This window comes from Nonomuraea sp. NPDC005692 (genome assembly GCF_040631115.1).
Classification (GTDB): Bacteria; Actinomycetota; Actinomycetes; order Streptosporangiales; family Streptosporangiaceae; genus Nonomuraea.
The window spans coordinates 57,426-77,003 of record NZ_JBEXYU010000021.1 but is presented as its reverse complement, the minus strand read 5'-3'; the positions used below and the strand labels follow the sequence as shown (position 1 = coordinate 77,003).

The 19,578-nt window shown below is 73.1% G+C and carries 19 protein-coding genes and 1 pseudogene; 12 read left to right on the top strand and 8 right to left on the bottom strand.

Annotated features, from left to right (window positions below; translation table 11 throughout):
* Nucleotides 1–85 precede the first annotated feature (85 nt).
* Nucleotides 86–1,018: a class A beta-lactamase gene (bla, locus tag ABZ459_RS33745; protein WP_357979081.1), complete on the top strand. Its 933-nt coding sequence runs from the start codon at nucleotides 86–88 to the stop codon at nucleotides 1,016–1,018.
* Here the strand turns inward: bla and ABZ459_RS33740 are convergent.
* The gene (locus tag ABZ459_RS33740) at nucleotides 1,011–1,598 is read right to left on the bottom strand and encodes a helix-turn-helix domain-containing protein (RefSeq protein ID WP_357979080.1); all 588 of its coding nucleotides are present in this window, start codon (nucleotides 1,596–1,598) and stop codon (nucleotides 1,011–1,013) included. The two genes, bla and ABZ459_RS33740, sit on opposite strands and share 8 nt — an antisense overlap.
* A 99-nt stretch (nucleotides 1,599–1,697) precedes the next feature.
* On the opposite strand from ABZ459_RS33740, the gene ABZ459_RS33735 reads away from it, so the two are divergent.
* Nucleotides 1,698–2,801 carry an FAD-dependent monooxygenase gene (locus ABZ459_RS33735; RefSeq protein WP_357979078.1) on the top strand — a complete coding sequence of 368 codons (1,104 nt, stop codon included), beginning with the start codon at nucleotides 1,698–1,700 and terminating at the stop codon, nucleotides 2,799–2,801.
* A gap of 25 nt (nucleotides 2,802–2,826) precedes the next feature.
* Here ABZ459_RS33735 and ABZ459_RS33730 read toward each other — a convergent pair whose 3' ends face one another.
* The 5 genes from ABZ459_RS33730 to ABZ459_RS33710 all read right to left on the bottom strand — a co-directional run bounded on the left by ABZ459_RS33730 (nucleotide 2,827) and on the right by ABZ459_RS33710 (nucleotide 8,843).
* On the bottom strand, nucleotides 2,827–3,432 hold the full coding sequence (locus ABZ459_RS33730; RefSeq protein ID WP_357979076.1) for a response regulator transcription factor: 606 nt from the start codon (nucleotides 3,430–3,432) through the stop codon (nucleotides 2,827–2,829).
* A complete protein-coding gene (locus ABZ459_RS33725) occupies nucleotides 3,429–4,565 on the bottom strand; it encodes a histidine kinase (protein WP_357979075.1) in 1,137 nt (378 codons plus the stop codon). The genes ABZ459_RS33730 and ABZ459_RS33725 overlap by 4 nt, the downstream gene beginning before the upstream one ends.
* Complete coding sequence (locus tag ABZ459_RS33720; protein WP_357979073.1) at nucleotides 4,562–5,608, bottom strand: hypothetical protein; 1,047 nt, start codon at nucleotides 5,606–5,608, stop codon at nucleotides 4,562–4,564. The genes ABZ459_RS33725 and ABZ459_RS33720 overlap by 4 nt, the downstream gene beginning before the upstream one ends.
* Before the next feature lie 199 nt (nucleotides 5,609–5,807).
* Complete coding sequence (locus tag ABZ459_RS33715; protein ID WP_357979071.1) at nucleotides 5,808–7,001, bottom strand: hypothetical protein; 1,194 nt, start codon at nucleotides 6,999–7,001, stop codon at nucleotides 5,808–5,810.
* Between the two features lie 201 nt (nucleotides 7,002–7,202).
* Nucleotides 7,203–8,843, bottom strand: a complete 1,641-nt coding sequence (locus ABZ459_RS33710) for a bifunctional metallophosphatase/5'-nucleotidase (RefSeq protein ID WP_357979070.1) — start codon at nucleotides 8,841–8,843, stop codon at nucleotides 7,203–7,205.
* Between the two features lie 112 nt (nucleotides 8,844–8,955).
* On the opposite strand from ABZ459_RS33710, the gene ABZ459_RS33705 reads away from it, so the two are divergent.
* From ABZ459_RS33705 to vph, 8 genes and pseudogenes are all read left to right on the top strand, one after another.
* Entirely contained in the window at nucleotides 8,956–9,819 is an 864-nt protein-coding gene (locus ABZ459_RS33705; protein ID WP_357979067.1) for a MurR/RpiR family transcriptional regulator, read from the top strand.
* Between the two features lie 8 nt (nucleotides 9,820–9,827).
* A complete protein-coding gene (locus ABZ459_RS33700; protein ID WP_357979065.1) occupies nucleotides 9,828–11,063 on the top strand; it encodes an extracellular solute-binding protein in 1,236 nt (411 codons plus the stop codon).
* On the top strand, nucleotides 11,054–11,938 hold the full coding sequence (locus ABZ459_RS33695) for a sugar ABC transporter permease (protein WP_357979063.1): 885 nt from the start codon (nucleotides 11,054–11,056) through the stop codon (nucleotides 11,936–11,938). The genes ABZ459_RS33700 and ABZ459_RS33695 overlap by 10 nt, the downstream gene beginning before the upstream one ends.
* Nucleotides 11,935–12,738, top strand: a complete 804-nt coding sequence (locus ABZ459_RS33690; protein ID WP_357979061.1) for a carbohydrate ABC transporter permease — start codon at nucleotides 11,935–11,937, stop codon at nucleotides 12,736–12,738. The genes ABZ459_RS33695 and ABZ459_RS33690 overlap by 4 nt, the downstream gene beginning before the upstream one ends.
* A gap of 10 nt (nucleotides 12,739–12,748) precedes the next feature.
* Nucleotides 12,749–13,495 (top strand): SIS domain-containing protein, encoded by a 747-nt coding sequence (locus ABZ459_RS33685; protein ID WP_357979059.1) that lies wholly within the window; start codon nucleotides 12,749–12,751, stop codon nucleotides 13,493–13,495.
* A complete protein-coding gene (locus ABZ459_RS33680; protein WP_357979057.1) occupies nucleotides 13,492–14,514 on the top strand; it encodes a hypothetical protein in 1,023 nt (340 codons plus the stop codon). The genes ABZ459_RS33685 and ABZ459_RS33680 overlap by 4 nt, the downstream gene beginning before the upstream one ends.
* A complete protein-coding gene (locus ABZ459_RS33675) occupies nucleotides 14,514–15,530 on the top strand; it encodes a BadF/BadG/BcrA/BcrD ATPase family protein (protein WP_357979055.1) in 1,017 nt (338 codons plus the stop codon). The genes ABZ459_RS33680 and ABZ459_RS33675 overlap by 1 nt, the downstream gene beginning before the upstream one ends.
* Nucleotides 15,531–15,665: 135 nt before the next feature.
* A pseudogene (gene vph / locus ABZ459_RS33670) lies at nucleotides 15,666–16,529 on the top strand (viomycin phosphotransferase); the annotation flags it as partial.
* 14 nt (nucleotides 16,530–16,543) lie between these two features.
* Here the strand turns inward: vph and ABZ459_RS33665 are convergent.
* Entirely contained in the window at nucleotides 16,544–17,080 is a 537-nt protein-coding gene (locus tag ABZ459_RS33665) for a helix-turn-helix domain-containing protein (RefSeq protein ID WP_357979053.1), read from the bottom strand.
* Nucleotides 17,081–17,133: 53 nt separating this feature from the next.
* Between ABZ459_RS33665 and ABZ459_RS33660 the strand changes: the two genes are divergently transcribed.
* The gene (locus ABZ459_RS33660; RefSeq protein WP_357979051.1) at nucleotides 17,134–18,027 is read left to right on the top strand and encodes an alpha/beta hydrolase; all 894 of its coding nucleotides are present in this window, start codon (nucleotides 17,134–17,136) and stop codon (nucleotides 18,025–18,027) included.
* Between the two features lie 22 nt (nucleotides 18,028–18,049).
* Here ABZ459_RS33660 and ABZ459_RS33655 read toward each other — a convergent pair whose 3' ends face one another.
* Nucleotides 18,050–18,643 (bottom strand): TetR/AcrR family transcriptional regulator, encoded by a 594-nt coding sequence (locus ABZ459_RS33655; protein ID WP_357979288.1) that lies wholly within the window; start codon nucleotides 18,641–18,643, stop codon nucleotides 18,050–18,052.
* Between the two features lie 121 nt (nucleotides 18,644–18,764).
* Here ABZ459_RS33655 and ABZ459_RS33650 point away from each other — a divergent pair, with 121 nt between their 5' ends.
* Nucleotides 18,765–19,577, top strand: a complete 813-nt coding sequence (locus tag ABZ459_RS33650) for an SDR family NAD(P)-dependent oxidoreductase (protein ID WP_357979049.1) — start codon at nucleotides 18,765–18,767, stop codon at nucleotides 19,575–19,577.
* The last annotated feature ends 1 nt before the right edge of the window (nucleotide 19,578 follow it).

Below are 19,578 nucleotides of genomic sequence, written 5' to 3'. Positions count from 1 at the left end.
AAGGTTGGCAATGGCGGCCTTGACCTGGCAGCACGCCTAGGGTGGTGCCGGGAAGATCGACCGGCGGGGGAGCAGGTAGCACCGAATGTCCTACGAGCAGTCCCGGCGTGCCCTGCTGACGGCTGCCGCCCTGCTGCCGCTGGCGGCCTGCGGCGCCGACGTCCGCCGGACGACCGAGCCGCCCGCGCGGGGAACGCCACCCGCGTCACCGTCCCCGGCGACGCCCGGCGCGAGGCCGTCGGCGGTGGCGCGCCTGGCCGCGCTCGAACGCCGGCACGGCGCCCGCCTCGGCGTGTACGCGCTGGCCACCGGCACCGGCGCCACGCTGGCCCACCGCGCCGACGAGCGCTTCGCGTTCTGCTCCACCTTCAAGGCCCTGGCCGCGGCCGCGGTCCTGCACCACAACCCGCTCGGCCACCTGGACGACCGCGTCACCTACACCTGGGCCGACATCGACTCCATCTCACCGATCACCCGGCAGCACGTCGCCACCGGCATGACCGTCCGGCAGCTCTGCGACGCCGCCATCCGCCACAGCGACGGCACCGCGGGCAACCTGCTGATGCGCGACGTCGGCGGCCCGGCCCGGCTCACCGCCTTCCTGCGCGGGCTGGGCGACCGGGTCAGCCGCGTCGACCACTACGAGCCCGAGCTCAACAGGATGGGCCCGAAGAGCCCGCGCGACACCACCACCCCCCGCGCGATCGCCGCCGACTACCGGGAGATCCTGCTCGGCGACGTGCTGTCCCCGGCCAAGCGCGCGCTGCTCGAAGACTGGCTCCTGCGGACGACCACCGGCGCGGCGCGCGTCAAGGCGGGCCTGCCCAAGGGCTGGAAGCCGGCGCACAAGACCGGGACCGGCAACTACGGCAGGGCCAACGACATCGCCGTGGTGTGGCCGCCGGGCGCGGCGCCGCTGGTGGTGGCCGTCATGACCGACCGCCCCGGCTACGGCACGCCGCCCAGGGAGGCGCTGATCGCCGAGGCCACCCGGGTGATCGTCGCCTCCCTCACCTGACCAGCCCGAACCGGGTGGTGACGGCTCGCAGCCCCGCGACCACGTCGGCGGCCGAGGGCGCGGCCTGCGGGTCGTTGAGCCACTGGGCCATCACCCCCAGCAGCAGCGCGAGCTGCACCGAGCCGACGGCGCGCACCTCGCCGTCGCCGATCTCCTCCTCCGGCACCCCGGTGAGCTGCGCGGCCATGCCCCGCCGCCCCTCGCGCTGACCGGCCACGAGCTGCTCGCGCAGCTCCGGCGAGTGCTCGGCCTGGACCAGCGCCTCCAGGTTGGCCAGCCACAGCGTGCGGTGCTCGTTGATCGAGCCGATCAGCTGCTCCCACAGCGCCTCGAAGCTCTCGGCGGGCGACCTGCCTGGGTCGTCGAGGGCGGCCAGCGCCGCGCCGACCTTCTCCCCCCATTCGCCCATGGCCTCGACCAGGGCCGCGTTGAGCAGCGCCTCGCGTGAGCCGAAGTGGTAGCCGATGGCGGCCATGCTCACGCCCGACGCCGTGGCGATGTCGCGGACGGTGGTGCGCCCCCAGCCCTTCTCCTCCAGGCAGCGCCGCGCCCCGGCCAGCAGGTCTTCGCGATTTCCCATGGCCGGAAGCCTAGCACGGGCGCCTTAGACACACGTCTTGCGCGTTTGCCCAAATCTGCGTACGGTGTGGAGCGTTCACCGACGAAAGAGGACATTCCAATGCGGATCCTGATCTCCGGCGGCAGCGTCGCCGGCCCCGCCTTTGCCTACTGGCTGCACCGTCACGGCCACCAGGTCACCGTCGTCGAGCGCGCCCCGGCCCCGCGCGGCGGCGGCGCGGCCATCGACTTCCGCGGCTCGGCCCTGGACGTGCTGGAGCGCATGGGCATGCTGGCCGAGATGCGCCGGCACGCGACCACCATGACCTCCATGACGCTGGTCGACGAGGCCGGCGACACGCTCGCCGTGCTGCCCGCCACCGCGATCTCCGGCGAGCTGGAGGTGCTCAAGTCCGACGTCACGAAGGTCCTGTACGAGGCCACCCGCGACACCGCCGAGTACCTGTTCGACGACACCGTCACCGCGATCGACCAGGACGCGGCGGAGGTGCGGGTGCGGTTCGAGAAGGCCGCGCCGCGCACGTTCGACCTGGTGGTCGGCGCTGACGGGATGCACTCCAGGGTGCGCGCGCTCGCCTTCGGCCCCGAGTCGCGCTACGTGCGCAACCTCGGCATCTACGGCGCGCTGTTCACCACCGGCAACATCCTGGACCTGCGGGACACGGGCCTGATGCACAACACCCCCGGCCGCAGCGCCCTCGCCTTCACCGCCCACGGCAACACCGAACTGCGGGTCGGCCTGTCGTTCGCCGCCGACGACCTCGTCTACGACCGGCGCGACCGAGCCCAGCAGGAACGCCTGGTGGCCGAGAACTACGCGGGAGCGGGCTGGGAGGTGCCCCGGCTGCTGGCGGCCATGCGGGAGGCGGAGGAGTTCTTCTTCGACTCCTCCGGCCAGGTCGTGATGGACACCTGGACGAACGGCCGGGTCACCCTGCTGGGCGACGCGGCCTACTGCGCGGCGCCGACCTCCGGCCGCGGCACCTCACAGGCCCTGATCGGCGCGTACGTGCTGGCCGGGGAGCTGGCCGAGGCCCCCGACCACGCCACGGGCCTGGCCGCCTACGAGCACCGGATGCGCGACTACGTCGAGCGCAACCAGCGGCACGGCCGGGCCGCGGCCCGCTGGTTCTTCGGGGCGCCGGACGAGCCCATGCCGGACGACGTCGACGACGCGTTCCCGCTCAAGGAGTACGCGGTCTGAGGTCGTGGCCGAAGACCCCGCCGGCTCAGAGCCAGCCGGCGTCGCGGGAGATGCGGATGGCGTCGATGCGGTTGCGCCCGCCGACCTTGCTGATCGCGTTCGACAGGTAGTTGCGCACGGTGGCCTGCGACAACGAGAGCTGGGTCGCGATCTGCGCGGTGCGGATGCCGGACGCGGCGGCGCGCAGCACCTCGGTCTCCCGGGCGGTGAGCGGGCTGCTGCCGGTCTCCAGGGCGGCGGCGACCAGCTCGGGGTCGATCACCCGTTCGCCGCGGGCGATGCGCCGGATGCCGTCGGTCAGGGTCTGGGCGGGGGCGTCCTTGACGATGAACCCCCGCGCGTGCACCTTCAGCGCGCGCAGCAGGTTTCCCGGCTGGCTGAGCCCGGTGAGCACCAGCGTGCGGCAGTCCGGCAGCCGTCGCGACAGCTGCTCGGCGGCCGACAGGCCGTCCAGGCCGGGCATGTCGATGTCCAGCACCGCGACGTCCGGGCGTACCCGGAGGGCGGCGGCCAGCACCTCGTCGCCGCGCTCGATCTCGGCCACGACCTCCATGTCGTCCTCCAGCGAGAGCAGGGCGACCAGGGCCGAGCGGATCATGTGCATGTCCTCGGCGATCAGTACGCGGATCACGGGCCTTCCTCGGGGACCTCGACCGACAACCGGAAACGGCCGTCGTGGACGGCGGTGGACGACGAGCCGGACGCCGCGCGGGCGCGTTCGGTCACCCCGGCGAGCCCCGACCCCGGCCCGCCGACGCCGCGCACGCCGTCGTTGACGATCTCCAACCGTACCGTGCCGCCACCGCGGGCCACGGTGATGGCGCAGGTCGTTGCCTCGCTGTGCCGCAGCAGGTTGGTGGTGCCCTCGCGGATGGCCCACGCCAGCGCGTCGTGGGCCGGGCCGGACAGCGGCGGCAGCGCGGCCACGTCGAGCCGGGTGTCGACCCCGGCCGCGCCGAGCAGGGCCGCCGCGCCGTCGATCTCGGTGCCCAGCGACACGGCCAGCTCGTCGCGGGTGATCGCGCGTACGTCCCTGAGGGCGTCGCGGGCGACTCCGGTGAGGCTCTCGATCTCGGCACGGGCCGCGCCGGCGTCCTTGACGAGCAGCCGCAGGGCCAGGTCGCCCTTGAGGGAGATGGCCGACAGGCTCTGGCCGAGCAGGTCGTGCAGGTCGCGCGAGACCCGGACGCGTTCCTCGCCGACCGCGGCGGCGGCCAGCTCGGCCCGGGTGGCCTCCAGCTCCTCCAGCAGCAGCACCAGGCGGGCCCCGGCGACCAGCGCCCCGCCGAACACGACCAGGCCGAGCACGGGGTAGACGGCCAGCAGCAGGGCGTGCGGCACCGTGTCGCCGTCCCGCAACATCTGCGCGACCTCCAGCGCGGCGGGGTGCAGGACCTGCGCGACGGCGGCCACCGCCCGCGCGGGGCCGCGCAGCAGCATGACGATCGAGGCCAGGGCGAAGACGGTCACGGCCTCCCACTGCGTGGCGAGCCACCACAGGGGCAGGTTCGCCAGCAGCAGGAGCGCCGCCAGGGTCCAGGGCCAGCCCGCCGGGCGCGCGCCGCGGGAGGCGGCCAGGCTGTGGCGGAGCTGGAGCGCGAGGGCCACCAGGACGCCCAGGCCCGCCAGGACGGGGTCCCCGGGCGGCCCCTCCATGCCCATGCCGATGTAGACCGGCACCTGCGCGGCCAGCGGCACGTGCAGCGCGACGAAAGGCCGGTGCGGATGCCGCAGCACCCAGGCCGGCGGGATCTGCGCGGTCATGCCGGCACCTCGATCGTCTCGGTCACGTCGTCGGCGCGGACCTCCAGCAGTACCCGGCCGCCCGCGACGGTGGCGGCGATCGTGCAGGCGCGCACGCCGTCGCTGCGCAGCAGGCGGGTGACGGCGGCGCGCAGGGCCGCGCGCGGCCGGAGCGGGATCGTCTCGGGGACACCCTGCCTGGGCAGCTCCAGGCGGGTCGGCACGCCCGCCGCCGACAGCAGCGTGGCGGCCGTCTCCAGCTCGGCCCGCAGCGACGGCTGCCGGTAGCCGCGCACCCGCCGTCTGGCCTCGGCCAGCGTGCGGCGCGAGTCGTCGGCGAGCCGCCCGAGCTCCGCCGCCAGCCCGGGGGAGGGGCCGGGGTCGCTGCCAGAGGTGTTTCCGGTGGTCAGGGCCGCCGCCGCGCGCTCGCCGCGGGCGGCGATCGACTCCAGCGCGCCGCCGAGCGTACGGCGCAGGTCGTCGTCGATGCGCCGCCGCTCCTGCGCGACCGCCTGCTGGGCCAGCGCCTCCCTGGCCGCCTGCAGCCGGGTCAGGGCCGCGGCGAGCCAGACGAGCAGCAGCAGCGCCCCGCCGCCGCACAACACCGAGAACATCGGCCACGACGCCACCTGCCACGGCAGGCCCAGCAGCAGCGCCACCGGCGCGGCCGCCGCCACCAGGGTCACGCAGACCAGGTACGACCACGGCGCCGGCAGCACCAGCACGGCCGACACCACGAGCCCCGCGTACGCCCGCGGCCACATGTTCCCGGCCAGGGGCGTCACGCCGAGCACGACGACGGCCATGACCGCGAACGTCCAGCGACCGGCCGGCGGACGGCGGGCGTGGGCGGCGTACCAGACGTGGCGCAGGTGCAGGGGGAGGTAGGCCGCGGTCGCGGCCAGGCTCCACAGCCCGGTGCGGCTGTCGTTGCCCTCGTAGCCGAACGACAGCGTCACCTGCAGCAGCGGCAGTAGGGAGCTGCACACGACGGCGACGACCGGCGCCAGCCGGACGACCCGGTCGGACCGCCAGAACTCCGCCCTGCCCGCCACTCTGCCCACCGCCCGTCGACGTTCCCCGGCTGACCAGGGTAGGCCGCCCGGCCGCCGGGGCCGGGTCAGGGTGAGCGGCAGGGCCATGAGAGGTCGTCGCCGCCTTCCTCGGGGGATGTCGAGGGCCTCAGCCTGCACCCCGGAGGACGGCGGCGAACAGATGCAGATGTCATCGGACGGCCCGTGAGATTCGCGGGCTCGTCCGCGTTCAGCCGGTCTTGCGGATGGCCAGGCCGTGGTCGCCGCCGGCGGCGATGAACGTGAGCCCCGGCCCCCACGCGTTGGGCCGCGGCGGCATCGGCACCGGGACGCCGGTGCCCGTCTGGCCGGAGTTGTACTGCCCCCAGCCGTACGCCTCGCCGCCGCCGGTCAGGGCCAGGCCGAAGGCGCAGCCGGCCGCGACGTCCTTGACGTCCGACAGGCCCGGGACGAGCTGCGGCTGCTTGACGAGCGCGCCGGTGAAGGCCACCTGGGCCTCGGTGTTGTCGCCCCAGCCCCACACGTTGCCCGAGCCGTCCACCAGGTAGCTGTGCCGGCAGCCCGCGGCCACCGCGCGCACCTGGCCGTACCTGCCGACGACGTGCACCGGGCTGTAGGACGCGGTGACGGAGGTGGTGCCGTTGCCGAGCTGGCCGGAGTTGTTGGCGCCCCAGGCCAGCAGCGTGCCGTCGGAGCGGACGGCCAGCGAGTGGGAGAACCCGGCGGCGATGTCGTAGACCGGCCCGCTCTCGCCGCCCAGGCCGGGCAGCACGGTGGGGCTCGCCTTGGCCACGCCCGTGCCGTCGCCGAGCTGGCCGCGCGAGTTGTCCCCCCAGACCAGCACGCTGAAGTCGTTCCGCAACGCCATGCTGTGGAACCAGCCGGCCTCGATGTGGGTGATGCCGCGCAACTCGCCGAGCAGCTGCGGGGTGGCGTACGAGCCGCCGAACGCGCCCAGGCCGAGCTGCCCGGAGTTGTTGACCCCCCAGGCCCAGACGTGGCCGTCGCCGGTGCGCGCCAGGCTGAACCCCCAGCCCGCCGCGACCTCCGCGACCCCGGTCAGGCCCTGGACCTTGACCGGGACGTTGCTGTCGGTGTGACCGCCGTCGCCGAGCTGGCCGTTGTTGTTCTGCCCCCAGGCCCAGACCGAGCCGTCGGCCGCGATGGCCAGGGAGTGGGTGAGGCTGCCGGCGACCTCGGTGAAGCCCTGCTCCTCGGCGCGTACCTTGACGGGGAGCTGCTGGTCGGCGTAGCCGCCGTCGCCGAGCTGCCCGAAACCGCCCTTCCCCCAGGCGATGGCGTGCGTGCTGGGCGGCGCCGCCGCCTGGGCCGGTACGGCTACCGCCAGCGCGGCGGCCGCCACGGCCGCCACCAGGACGGCCCGCGATCGTCTGCCGAGCCTCCTCGGTATGGAGAGCTGCATCTGACCTCCTCATGATCCGGGCGCCGTCGACGACGGCGCCTCAGACCATGGGCGTTCCGCGGCGTTCCATCCCGTTCCATCCGAGGGTCCTGCTCACCGGCAGGCAGCGGCCGATGTCGGAGATCGTGCTGCTGTCCGCCGGGTTCGGCTGACGGCCGCCGACCCCGCCCGCCGGGAGCACGGCGGACGGGACGGGGACGGCTAGTTCACCCGGGTGACCCGGTTCAGGGCCGGGGCGGGCAGCGGGCTCTTGGCCCGGATGTAGGACTCGAACGCCTCGATGTCGCGGACCTTCTCCACCCGCTCGGTGCCCTCCGTCAGCACCGAGAAGCCGTCGCCGCCGGTCGCGACGAAGGAGTTGGCGGTCAGGCGGTACTTCGCGGCGGGGTCGACGACGGCGCCGTTGAGCTTGATGCTCGCCGGGTCGACGCGGTCGCAGGCCGGCTTGGCGTTGTCGTAGGTGTAGGTGAGTCCCTGCGAGACGCCGAGCACGCGCGCGGTTCCCTGGCCGCACCACTGCTGCTCCAGCAGCCGTTCGAGCTGGGCGCCGGTGAGCGTCATGGTGACGAGCATGTTGGCGAACGGCTGCACGCGCAGCGCCTTGCCGTGTGTCACCAGGTTCGACATCTCGTTGCCGGTGGGGTTGACGATCAGGTCGCCGCCGATGCCGCCGCCGTAGGGCGGCTGGACGGCGATCTGGGCGCCGCCGTTCTCGGCGGCGGAGGTGGCGAACAGGCGGGCGTCGGCCAGGGCGTGGCCGACGGTGGACTCGCCGGCGGCGTTGCGCTGGGCGGTCAGGTCGCGGGCAAGCAGGCCGACCGGCCGGTCGAGCAGCTTCTGCGCCTGCTCGTCGGTCCTGCGGCGCAGGGCGGCGATCCGGGCGTCGGGCTTGATGTCGTGGGTGACGGTGATGTTCTCGGCCTTGGCGGAGGTCGGGTTGCCGGTCGTCCGGTCGACGGTCAGGACGACCTTGGTGAGCTCGCGCGTGTGGGCGGAGGTCTGCGTGACCGGGATGCCGTTGACCAGGCAGTTGTACGGGTTGTGCGTGTGCCCGGAGATCACGGCGTCGACCTCGGGGTCGAACCGCTGCACGATGTCCTTGATCGGCCCCGCCAGGTTGTTGCACTCGTTGGGCAGGCCGCCGCCGGTCTGCCCGCCGCCCTGGTGGATCAGGACGACGATCGTCCGCACGCCCTTGGCCTTGAGCTCGGCCGTGTAGGTGTTGACCGCCTCGGCCTCGTCGCGGCCCTCCAGCGGCTTGGTGGGGCCGGGGGCCTCGTTGAGCGCGTTCTTGTAGTCGACGCCGATGATGCCGACCTTGACGCCCTTGACCTCCTTGACGATGTAGGGCGTCAGCGCGGGCTTGCCGGTGGTGGTGTCGACGATGTTGGCGCCCAGGTAGGGGAACGCGGCGCCCTTGAAGCCCGGCAGCGCGCAGCCGTCGATCGGGTGGCAGCCGCCGTTCTCCATCCGGCGGAACTCGGCGATGCCCTCGTCGAACTCGTGGTTGCCGACGCTGGAGGCGTCCAGGCGCATCATGTTGAGCGCCTGGATGCCCGGCTCGTCGTGCAGGGCGGTGGCGTTCATGGTGCTGGAGGAGAAGTTGTCGCCGGCCGAGAGCCGCAGCGTGCCGTCGGGGTTGTCGCGCTGGAGCCGGTCCATGTGGGCGGCCAGGTACTCGGCCCCGCCCGCCTCGACCGGCCCGGACGGCGTCATGGCGAAGCTGGTCGGGAAGCCGGAGTGGAAGTCGTTGAAGGCCAGTAACTGGATGTCCACGGCGTCGGCGCGGGCGGGCAGCAGGCTGGTGCTCCCGAGCACCAGCGCCATGAGGAGGTTGCGCATGGCCACGAAAGTGACATAGTCCCATCGAGTCACACAAGAGGGAAATTTTCTAACATTGGACGTTGAATGTGAACTATTGACATACCTTGCGGGAAGCGGGAGGGTTCCTCCCATGTCACCGATCCTGGCCAGAATCCGAGGGATCGAGCCCACCCTCACGGCCACCCACCGGCGCATCGCCGAGACGATCCTCGCCGAGCCCGCCACCGTGGCCGCCTCGACCATCGGCGAGCTGGCGGAGCGGTGCGGCACCTCGCTCACCACCATCACCCGCTTCTGCCGGCAGCTCGGCCTGGCCGGCTATCCCGAGCTCAGGCTGGCGCTCGCCGCCGAACTGGGCCGCAACGACGCCGCCCCGCGCGAGCAGGGCCTGATCGCCTTCTCCCCGGACGACCCCGCGAGCCTGGTGCTGCGCAGCCTGCTGGCCAGCGACATGCGCGCCATGGAGGAGACGGCGGCCCAGCTCGACCTGGAAGCCGTTGACCGGGCGGTCGACGCCCTGGTGCGGGCCCGGTTCATCGACTTCTTCGCGGTCGCCGGCAGCGCGGGCGTGGCCATGGACCTGCACCTGCGCCTGCACGCCATCGGCCGCCCCGGCGCCTTGTGGACCGACGTGCACAGCGCCGTCTGCAGCGCCAACGCCCGCGACCGCGACGACGTGGCGCTCGGGATCTCCCACTCGGGCACCACGGCCGAAGTGGTCGAGCCGCTGGCCATCGCCAAGCAACGCGGCGCCACCACCGTCGCGGTCACCAACTTCCCCCGCAGCCCGCTGGCCGAGGTGGCCGACATCGTGCTGACCACCGCCGCGCAGGACACCCCCTTCCGCGCCGGCGGCGTGGCCGCCCGCCACACCCAGATGCTCGTCCTGGACTGCCTCTACATCGGCGTCGTCCAGCGCACCCACGAGACCAGCAACCAGTTGCTCACCGCGGCCACCGACGCGGTCAGCAAGCACCGCCTGCCCCCACGCTAGGAGCCCCCATGCGCCTTGCCGCCGCCGCTGTCGCCTTGGCGATGGCGGTCACCGCCTGTGCCCCCTCCGCCACGACGAGTGCCGATTCCGGTAAGATCACCCTCTCGGTCTGGGGCTGGGGCCCCGAGGCGAACTACGACAAGATGTTCGCCGAGTACGAGAAGCTCCACCCCGGCATCGACGTCGACGCCCGCTCCTTCACCACGGCCACCGAGTACGACACCATCCTGTCCACCGGCCTGGCCGGCGACAGCGGCCCCGACCTGGCCTGGCTGCGCGCCGGCGCCAACCTCCAGCCGCTGGTCGAGGCCGGACGGCTGCTCCCGCTCGACACCAAGGACGTGCCCGGCCTGGCCGCCTACGACGAGAAGGTCCTGCGCTACGCCAAGGGCGACAAGGACGGCAAGGTCTACGGCGTGCCGTTCGCCGTCCAGACCCTCCAGGTGATCTACAACAAGAAGATCTTCGCCGACAACGGCCTCACCCCGCCGAAGACGTACGCCGACATGATCTCCGCGGCCGACAAGCTCAAGGCCAAGGGCATCGTGCCGTTCGCCTTCGGTGGCAAGGACGACTGGATGTTGCCGATCGTGGCCGGCATCTTCGGCACCGCCCACTGGGGCGGCGACACGTTCATCGCCGACGTCAAGGCCAAGCGCAAGAAGTTCGCCGATCCGCGCTTCGTCGAGGGCATCGACCAGCTCAACAAGCTCAAGCCGTACTTCCCCGACGACGTGGCCGGCGTCTCCTACACCGACGCGCAGATCCTGTTCTCCTCCGGCAAGGCGGCCATGTTCCCCGGCGGCCTGTGGGAGCTGAACTTCTTCGGCGAGCACGCCAAGGGCGTCGACCTGGGCGTCTTCACGCCGCCCACGCCCGAGGGGGAGGGCGTCATGCCCGGCTTCACCGACGGCTCGTACGGCGTCAACGTCAAGACCAGGCACAAGGCCGAGGCGCTGAAGTTCGCCGCCTGGCTGGCCTCCAAGGACTACGGCCGGCTCTTCACCGACACCTTGCGCATCTTCTCCGCCGTGCCCGGCGTCACCTCCAAGGACCCGCTGCTCAACGAGGTCTCCGCCACCTTCGCCCAGCGCGGCGGCACCTACTTCATGAACGAGTTCGCCTACGGCAACCCGACCTCGGCCACCGTGTTCTCCAAGGCGTTGCAGGAGATGCTGCTGGGCCGCATCAGCGCCAAGGAGGCCGCCGAGCAGCTCGACAAGAGCGTGGCCACATGGCTCTAGCCGCGCGGCGGGGATCGTCGTACCTGTTCCTGATCCCCGCCTTCCTCCTGTACTCGGCGTTCGTGGTCTATCCGCTGTTCACCGGGCTGACCTACAGCTTCTTCTCCTGGAAGGGCACCCTGCGCGACCAGCCGGCCGGGCTGGGCAACTACGCGAACCTGCTGTCGGGCGCCTTCCTGGACCAGCTGCTGCCGGCGCTGGGGCACAACTTCCTGCTCTTCGCCGGCACCATGCTGGTGCAGAACACGCTCGGCCTGGCCTTCGCGCTGGCGCTGTTCCGCGTACGGCGCGGCAAGCGCGCCCTGCAGACCATGTTCGCGCTGCCGTACCTGGTCAACCCGCTGGTCATCGGCTACCTGTGGACCCTGCTGCTCAGCCCGGCCTTCGGCCCGGTCAACGCGCTGCTCAAGCCGATGGGCCTGGCGATGCCGTGGCTGGGCGACCCCGACACCGCGCTGCCGACCGTCATCCTGATCACCAGCTGGCAGTGGGTGGGCTTCCCCATGTTGCTGTTCAGCGCCGCGCTCGGCGGCATCCCGCAGGAGTACGCCGAGGCCGCCAGGACCGACGGAGCCGGCTCCTGGCAGGTGTTCTGGCGCGTCACGCTGCCGCTGCTCAAGCCGGCCATGGCCACCGTTACCATCCTCAGCTTCATCGGCAGCATGGGCACCTTCGCCCTGGTCTACGCCCTGGGCGGCTCCAACGGCGCCCCCGCGGGCGCGACCGACGTGCTCGGCCTGCTGTTCTACCGGACGGCCTTCGCCTCGGGCGACGTCAACGCGCTGGGCACCTCCTCGGCACTGGCGGTCTTCATGTTCACCTTCATCTTCGGCTCGACGCTGCTGCTCGAACGGGTCCTGAGGAGGAAGTCGTGAAGGCCGTGGCGATCCGGGTCCTGCTGTGGGGCTACGCCGTCCTCTCCATGTCGCCGCTGCTCGTCATGCTGCTCAGCTCGCTCCGGCCGACCAGCGAGATCTTCGACCAGCCGCTCGGCTGGCCCAGCGGGCTCGGCAACTACGCCAAGGCCTGGACCGACGCCTCCTTCTCCACGTACGTGGTGAACTCGGCGATCGTCGTGGTCTGCTCGGTGCTGCTGGGGGCGGCGGTGTCGTTGCTGGCGGCGTACCCGCTGGGGCGCCGGGAGTTCCGGGGGCGCGGGCTGTTCGCCGCCTACTTCGTCTCGGGCATGACGCTGCCCGCCCACCTGGGCGTGCTGCCGCTGTTCTACCTGCTGGAGAGCATGGGGCTGGTGGACTCGCTGGCCGGGCTGGTGCTGGTCTACGCGGCCGGGTCGGTGCCGTTCAACGTGTTCGTGCTGACCGCGTTCTTCCGCCAGCTCCCGCACGAGCTGGACGAGGCCGCCGCCCTGGACGGCGCGGGACCGTTCGCCACCTTCTGGCACGTGATGCTGCCGCTGGTACGGCCCGCGCTGGCGACCGTGGTGGTCTTCCAGTTCGTGCCGATCTGGAATGACTTCTTCTACCCCCTGGTCCTGATGCGGGACGAGAGCAAGCTGACCCTGCCGGTCGGCCTCACCCACTTCTTCGGCCAGTTCCAGAACGACTGGGGCACGCTCTTCGCCGGCCTGGTGATGACGACGATCCCCCTGGTCGTGCTCTTCGTCCTGGCCACGCGCCAGATCGTCGCCGGGCTCACCGCCGGCATGAACCGTTGAGGACAGTTTGATGGATCTTGTGATGGCCTTCGCCGACGAGACGCGCTCGCGGCTGGACCGGTTGACGGCCGAGCAGTTGCCCGCCATCAGGCGCGCGGGCTCGCTGGTCGCGGCGACCGTGCGCGCCGGAGGCGTCCTGCACGCCTACGGCACGGGACATTCGGAGGCGGTGGCGCTGGAGGTCGCGGGGCGCGCGGGCGGGCTCATCCCGACCAACCGGCTCACCCTGCGCGACCCGGTGGTGCTGGGCTCGGCCGATCCCGGCGAGTTCGACCCGCTGGCCGAGCGCGACCCGCGCACCGCCCACCAGGTGCTGGCCCTGCACACGGTGGAGGACTCCGACGCGTTCGTGATCGCCTCCAACTCCGGCGGCAACGGCTCGACCGTGGAGATGGCCCGGCTGGTCAAGGAGCGCGGCCTGCCGCTCGTCGCGATCACCTCGCTGGCCCACTCGACCGCCATCACCTCGCGGCATCCGTCGGGGGAGCGGCTGTTCGAGCTGGCCGACATCGTGATCGACAACCTGGCCCCGTACGGCGACGCCGTCCTGCCGACCGGGCACGGCCCGGTCTGCGGCATCTCCTCGATCACCTCGGCACTGATCGTGCAGCTGATGGTGGCCGAGGCGATCGGCAAGCTCCAGGCGGACGGCACGGTCCCACCGGTCTACCTGTCGGCCAACATCCCCGGCTCCGACGCGCACAACGACGCCCTCGCGGCCCGCTACGCCGGCCGGATCAGGACGGGCGCGCTGTGAGCCTGACGATCGCCGCCTTCTGGCCGCCCCCGCCGCACGAGACGACGGCCGCCCGCTACCGGGAGATCGCCGAGGCCGGGATCGACCTGGTCATCACCGGCAACTACCTGAGCGACCGGGTCATCCTGCGGCACGCCCTGGCCCGCGCCGAGGAGGCCGGGCTCGGCATGCTGGTCGCCTCGGACCCGCGGGTGGACGTGCTCATGCGCGACCTGGACGTGGATCCGGCGCCGCTGATCGCCCAGGTCGTCGAGGACTACCGCCCGTTCCGCTCCTTCCGCGGCCTCAGCCTCATGGACGAGCCGGTGGCCGAGCAGTTCCCGCGGCTGGCGGCCGGGGTCGCCGCCGCGCGGGCGGCCGGCGCGTTCGCCTACGCCAACCTGCTGCCGAGCCACGCCACCGGCCCCTACGACGCGTACGTGGGGGAGTTCGCCCGGGTCGTCCGCCCGGACGTGCTCTCCTTCGACCGGTACCCGTTCCTGGCCGGCGGGTTCGACGAGGGCTACTTCGCCGACCTGGCCACCGTGCGCGAGCACGCCCGCCGGGCCGGGCTGCCGGCCTGGATGTACGTCCAGACGCTGGCCTACGACGGCCACCGCGAGCCGTCGGCCGCCGAGCTGGCCTGGCAGGTCAACACCGCCCTGGCCTACGGGTACACCGGCATCCAGTACTTCACCTACTGGACGCCCGACCCGGCGCGCGGCGAGGGCTTCCAGCCGGCGCTCATCGGCGGTGACGGCGTGCCGACCGAGCGCTACGGCGTCGTGCGCGACCTCAACACCCGCTGGCTGCGCCCGGTGGCGGCCGAGCTGACCGGGTGGACGTCGGCCGAGCACGCCGGCGACGTCCTGGTCGGCCACTACGGCGAGCGGCGGCTGGTCTGCAACGCCCGCTTCGACCGGCCGGTGGAGGTCACGCTCGACCGGATCACGCAGGCGTTCGACCCGGCGACCGGCTCCTACCAGGCGTGCGGCGCCACCCTCACGCTCGCGCCCGGCGCGGCGCGGCTGGTCCGGTGATGCTCTTCGCCGGGGTGGACGCCGGCGGCACCACCACCCGCGCCGCCGTCCACGCGGCGGACGGCACCAGGCTCGGGCACGGCACCGCCGGCCCCGGCAACCCGGCCGCGCACGGGCCCGCGGCGGCCCGCCTGGCGATCGGGCAGGCCCTGCGCCGCGCGCTCGACGGCCTGGACCCGGCGCTGGTGGCCGCCTCGGTGGCCGGCGTCGCGGGCGGCGACGACGCCTTCGCCGCGACGCTGGGCCGGACGTGGGCCGAGTGCGGCATCGCCGTGCCGCCGCGCATGGTCGGCGACGTGGAGATCGCCTACGCGGCCGGGACCGCCGCGCCGTCCGGCACGCTGCTGCTCGCCGGGACGGGCGCCGCGGCGGCCCGCTTCTCCGGCCGGACGGTGACCGCGGTGGCCGACGGGCTCGGCTGGCTGCTGGGCGACGAGGGCGGCGGGTTCTGGATCGGCCGGGCGGGCGTGCGCGCCGCCGTCCGCGCCCTGGACCGCCCCGGCGACGACCCCGAAGTCCGCCTTCCGGACCATCCGGACCACACCCGGGACCGCGCCGAGGGCCGCATGGGCCGTGCTCCGGGCGCGGGCCTGGCGTACGAGCCGCTGGTGGATCTGGTGAGTGCGCACTTCGGGGTGGCGGGCGAGCCGCGGCGGCGGGCGGACCGCATCGTCCGGCTGGCCCAGGCCGACCGGATGCTCGTGGCCGCCGCCGCGCCGCTGGTGTCGCGGGCGGCCGCCGCGGGGGACGAGCGCGCGGCAGGCATCGTCGCCGAGGCCGCCCGGCGGCTGACCGCGACGGCGGCCCGGCTGTCCGGCGACGGGCCGCTGGTGCTGGCGGGCGGCGTGCTGACCACGGACGGCCCGGTACGCGCCGCCGTCCTGGCCCGGCTGGCCGGGCGGCAGGTGAGGACCGCCCGCGACGCCACGGCCGGGGCGTGCTGGCTGGCCGCCCTCGACCGGCTGGGCGACGAGGCCGCCCACGAACGGTTCACGGCCCTCGCGCCGCCCCGCTAGTGCGGTGACGGAAACGATTGGCGCCTACGGTGCCCGTGCCGCTTTGATGGGGTTGATCAGGTTCGACCAGCGCTCGCGAGGCAGGGTGACGCAGCCTCACGTGCATCGCCTGCCCGAGGAAAGGACAGTTCGCCTCTCATGCAGATCCTGCAGACGAATCGCGCTCTGCTGAGCCGGCTGCTGCCGGGCGTCGAACCGGAGGAACTCACCGTCCGTCAAGGGCAGTTCCATCAGGTGGTGATCGGCCCGGATCGTGTCGTGTGCCTGCCGCGCACCGAGGCCGCGGCCGCCCGGCTGCCGCAGCGGGCCGCCGTCCTGCGCCTGCTCGCCGGATTCGAGCTCGGCTTCCGCACGCCTCGGCCATTGCCGCAGGCCGGCACTCCCGGCGCGGACCAGCCGCGGTTCCTGGTCCTCAGCCGCGTTCCCGGTGCCCCGCTGGAGGCCGAAGTGCTCGAAGACCCCCGGGTGGCCGAGGCCGTGGCGGCGCAGTACGTCACGCTGCTCACCGAGCTGGCCAGGATCGGCGCCGAGGACGACGTGCGAGCGGCCCTGCCGGCACCACAGGATCGATGGCGGCAGTTCACGGCGGGCGTCCGCGCCGAGCTGTTCGGCCTCATGTCCGATCGCGGGCGTCAGCGAGCCGAGCGAGAGCTCGCGGCGCTCGACAGCCTTCCCCACCTCACCGACGCCGTGGTCCATGGCGACCTCGGCGCGGAGAACGTCCTGTGGGAGCACGGCGACGGACTGCCGGTGCTCAGCGGGGTGATCGATTGGGACGAGGTCACGATCGGTGATCCCGCCGAGGACCTCGCGGCCGTCGGGGCCGGCCACGGCCCGGCCTTCCTGAATCGGGTGCTCACGCTGGGAGGCTGGACGGACGGCACGATGGCCGCCCGCATCGCCGTCATCCGCGCGTCCTTCGCCCTGCAGCAGGCCCTGTCCGCGCATCGAGACGGCGACGAGGAACAGCTGGCGGACGGCCTGACCGGCTACCGGTGAAGTCATCCGGGGGCTCAGGTGGACGGCTCCTCTGCCGGGAACAGGATCGGGCTGATCAGGTGGCGGGTGCGCTCTGGCGTGGGCGGGTTGGCGATCCTGGGCAGGAGCGCGGCGCGCAGGTCGGCGATCAGCGCGGCGCGCTCGTCCGGGCTGAGCCAGATCGCGTGCTGGCGGTAGCCGACCAGGTCGGCGGCCGGATCGGCCTGGTCGCGGTCGAGGTAGGCGCCGAACTCGGCGAGCAGGGCCGCCATGGCCACGGCGAACGCGCGGCGGTGGTCGTCCCGCGAGGCCGACGCGGCGGTCTCGGCGTCGATGGCCGCCCGCGCCGGGCGTAGCCGGTAGCGGCGCTCGACGGCCCCGCGTACCCGCTGCTCGCCCTCCACATCGAGCAGGCCGCCCTCGGCCAGCAGGCCGACGTGCCGGTAGACGGTCGCCTTGGAGACATCGGGCAGCAGGTCGCACAGGCCGGAGGTGGTGAGCGTGCGGCCGCCCGCCATGGCGTGCACGATGCGCAGCCGTACGGGGTGCAGAAGCAGGTCCACCGTGTCCATGGACGTACGATCTCACACCTGCTACCTTTCTCAAACCTGAGAAAGGATGAATCATGACCGACCACGCCCTGGACGCCCCTCCGCTGGGCCGGCTGCACGACGTCGCCGGCCGCCGGATCATGCTGCACCGCTCGGGCACCGGCGGCCCGCCCGTGGTGTTCCTGCCCGGCGCCGGAGTCGTCGGCCTGGACTACCTCAACGTGCACGACCGTGCCGCCGAGCTGACGACCAGCGTGCTCTACGACCGCGCGGGCACCGGCTGGAGCGAGCCGGTCGAGCTGCCCCGCACCGCGGCCGAGGTGACCGACGAGCTGCGTGAGGCGCTGCGGGCGGCGGGGGTGCGCGGCCCGTACGTACTGGCCGGGCACTCCCTGGGCGGCGCGTACGCGCGCCACTACGCCCGCCGCTTCCCCGGCGACGTCGCGGCGCTGCTGCTGCTCGACCCCTTCCACGAGGACATGGCCGCCCGCGCGCCCCGCCAGGCACGCGAGATGCTCGACCGGATGCAGGAACAGGCGCTCCCGGAGCCGACGCCGGAGCAGCTCGACGCCGCGCGTCCGGCCGTCGAGCAGCTGCTGGCCGCCTGGCCGGACGGCGTGCGCGAGGCCCTGGTCGAGCACCACCTCACCGCCTGGCGCACCGGTTGGCTGGAGGGCCGCAACCTCTACGACGAGGTCTCCGAGGAGTTCAGGGCCGCGCCGCCGGCGCCCGACGTGCCGGTGATCGTGCTGTCGGCCATGGGGGCGGACGCCACCCAGTCCCAGCTCTGGCCGGAGGACGTGCTGCGGGAGATCAACGCCGGCAAGCTCGCCCTGCACGCCGAGCTGGCCGCCTCCTTCCCGCGCGGCGAGCACCGGGTGCTGGACGACGCCGGGCACGGCTGGCTGCACGAGGAACGGCGCGACGCCGTGCTCCAGGCGCTGGCCGACCTGCTGCGGGCCCTGTGAGACCCGGGGACCCGGCCGTGGCTCAGGGACGCAGGGCCTTGAGCGCCAGGTCGACCAGCGCGTCGGCGTACTGCGGGGTGAGCGGGCCGGAGCGCAGCAGCCAGCGCTGATAGAGGGGGGCGTAGAGCAGTTCGAGCGCGAGGTCGAGGTCGGCGTCGGGGGCGATCTGGCCGGCCCGCTGGGCGCTGCGCAGGCGGGCCTTCTTGCCCTCGTCGACCGGGCCGGCCAGCTTCTCGCGGTACTGGGCGGCCAGCTCGGGGTCGCCGACGATCTCCAGGTTGAGCGCCCGGATCGGCGCCTCGAAGCCGGGGTCGGCGAACTCCGCCACGGTGGCCCGCATGACGGTCTTCAGGTCGGCCTCGATGTCGCCCGTGTCGGGCAGCACCACGCCCTGGTCGCCCTCGCTCAGCGCGAGGAAGGAGTCGAAGACCACGGCCCCCTTGGACCGCCACCACCGGTAGATCGTCTGCTTGCCGACGCCGGCCCGCGCGGCGATCGCCTCGACGGAGACCTTGGCGTAACCCACCTCGGACACCAGCTCCCTGGCGGCCTGGAGGATCGCCTGCCGGGAGCGCTCGCTGCGGCGCGCGGGATCGGGTTTCTTCACGCCGGCCATCATAGCCCATAAACGAGACGATACGGTTCGTCTTGACAAGTCGCCCCGTCTTGGTGGCACACTAATGGACATGTGGCGAGACGGGCCGTCTCGTCTTGGATTGAAAAGGAGGCGAGAGCGCATGCGCGTGTGGTTCGTCACGGGTGCGTCCCGCGGGCTGGGCCGGGCGTTCACCGAAGCGGCCCTGGACAGGGGCGACCGGGTCGTGGCCGCCGCCCGCGACGTCGGCCCGCTGGCCGAGCTGGAGGCCCGGCACCCGGGCTCGCTCGTCCGGCTGCCGCTCGACGTCTCCGACCGCGCCGCGGTGCGGGCGGGCGTGGACAAGGCGGCGGCCGCGTTCGGCAGGCTCGACGTCGTGGTCAACAACGCCGGCGGCATGCTGATCGGCATGCTGGAGGAGGCCACGGAGGAGCAGATCAGGGCGCACTTCGACGTCAACCTGTTCGGCGCGATCTGGGTCACCCAGGCGGTGGTGCCGTACCTGCGGGCCCAGGGGTCGGGGCACATCCTCCAGGTCACCTCGATGGGCGCGGGCGGCGGCGTCGCCTCGGTCGGCCTGTACGCGGCCGGCAAGTCGGCGCTCGACTCGATCACCCAGGCGCTGGCCATGGAGCTCGCGCCGTTCGGCGTCAAGGTCACCAACCTGCAGATGGGCGGCTACGACACCGGCCTGTTCACGCTGGGCACCACGGCCACCGAGCCCGACCCGCTCTACGACGGGCTGCGGGCCGAGCTGGCCGCCATGTGGGGCGAGGACGCCGGCCCGCCGCCGAGCAACGCCGCGCCCGTCGTCATGGAGCTCGTGGACCTGCCCGAGCCGCCGCGCCGGCTGATCGTCGGCAGCCTCTCGTACGACCTCGTCCAGCAGATGGACGAGGCCCGCACCGCGGAGTACCGCGCCTGGGAACACCTCAGCCGCAAGGCCGACGGCTGAC

Excerpts from the sequence above, each read along its gene's own strand:
- ABZ459_RS33660 (WP_357979051.1), top strand. The coding sequence starts at position 17,134 with ATGACCGACCACGCCCTGGACGCCCCTCCGCTGGGCCGGCTGCACGAC.
- ABZ459_RS33675 (WP_357979055.1), top strand. The coding sequence starts at position 14,514 with ATGCTCTTCGCCGGGGTGGACGCCGGCGGCACCACCACCCGCGCCGCC.
- ABZ459_RS33700 (WP_357979065.1), top strand. The coding sequence starts at position 9,828 with ATGCGCCTTGCCGCCGCCGCTGTCGCCTTGGCGATGGCGGTCACCGCC.
- bla (WP_357979081.1), top strand. The coding sequence starts at position 86 with ATGTCCTACGAGCAGTCCCGGCGTGCCCTGCTGACGGCTGCCGCCCTG.
- ABZ459_RS33665 (WP_357979053.1), bottom strand. The coding sequence starts at position 17,080 with ATGGACACGGTGGACCTGCTTCTGCACCCCGTACGGCTGCGCATCGTG.
- ABZ459_RS33655 (WP_357979288.1), bottom strand. The coding sequence starts at position 18,643 with ATGGCCGGCGTGAAGAAACCCGATCCCGCGCGCCGCAGCGAGCGCTCC.
- ABZ459_RS33740 (WP_357979080.1), bottom strand. The coding sequence starts at position 1,598 with ATGGGAAATCGCGAAGACCTGCTGGCCGGGGCGCGGCGCTGCCTGGAG.
- ABZ459_RS33735 (WP_357979078.1), top strand. The coding sequence starts at position 1,698 with ATGCGGATCCTGATCTCCGGCGGCAGCGTCGCCGGCCCCGCCTTTGCC.
- ABZ459_RS33725 (WP_357979075.1), bottom strand. The coding sequence starts at position 4,565 with ATGACCGCGCAGATCCCGCCGGCCTGGGTGCTGCGGCATCCGCACCGG.
- ABZ459_RS33695 (WP_357979063.1), top strand. The coding sequence starts at position 11,054 with ATGGCTCTAGCCGCGCGGCGGGGATCGTCGTACCTGTTCCTGATCCCC.
- ABZ459_RS33650 (WP_357979049.1), top strand. The coding sequence starts at position 18,765 with ATGCGCGTGTGGTTCGTCACGGGTGCGTCCCGCGGGCTGGGCCGGGCG.
- ABZ459_RS33715 (WP_357979071.1), bottom strand. The coding sequence starts at position 7,001 with ATGCAGCTCTCCATACCGAGGAGGCTCGGCAGACGATCGCGGGCCGTC.
- ABZ459_RS33705 (WP_357979067.1), top strand. The coding sequence starts at position 8,956 with ATGTCACCGATCCTGGCCAGAATCCGAGGGATCGAGCCCACCCTCACG.
- ABZ459_RS33710 (WP_357979070.1), bottom strand. The coding sequence starts at position 8,843 with ATGCGCAACCTCCTCATGGCGCTGGTGCTCGGGAGCACCAGCCTGCTG.
- ABZ459_RS33685 (WP_357979059.1), top strand. The coding sequence starts at position 12,749 with ATGGATCTTGTGATGGCCTTCGCCGACGAGACGCGCTCGCGGCTGGAC.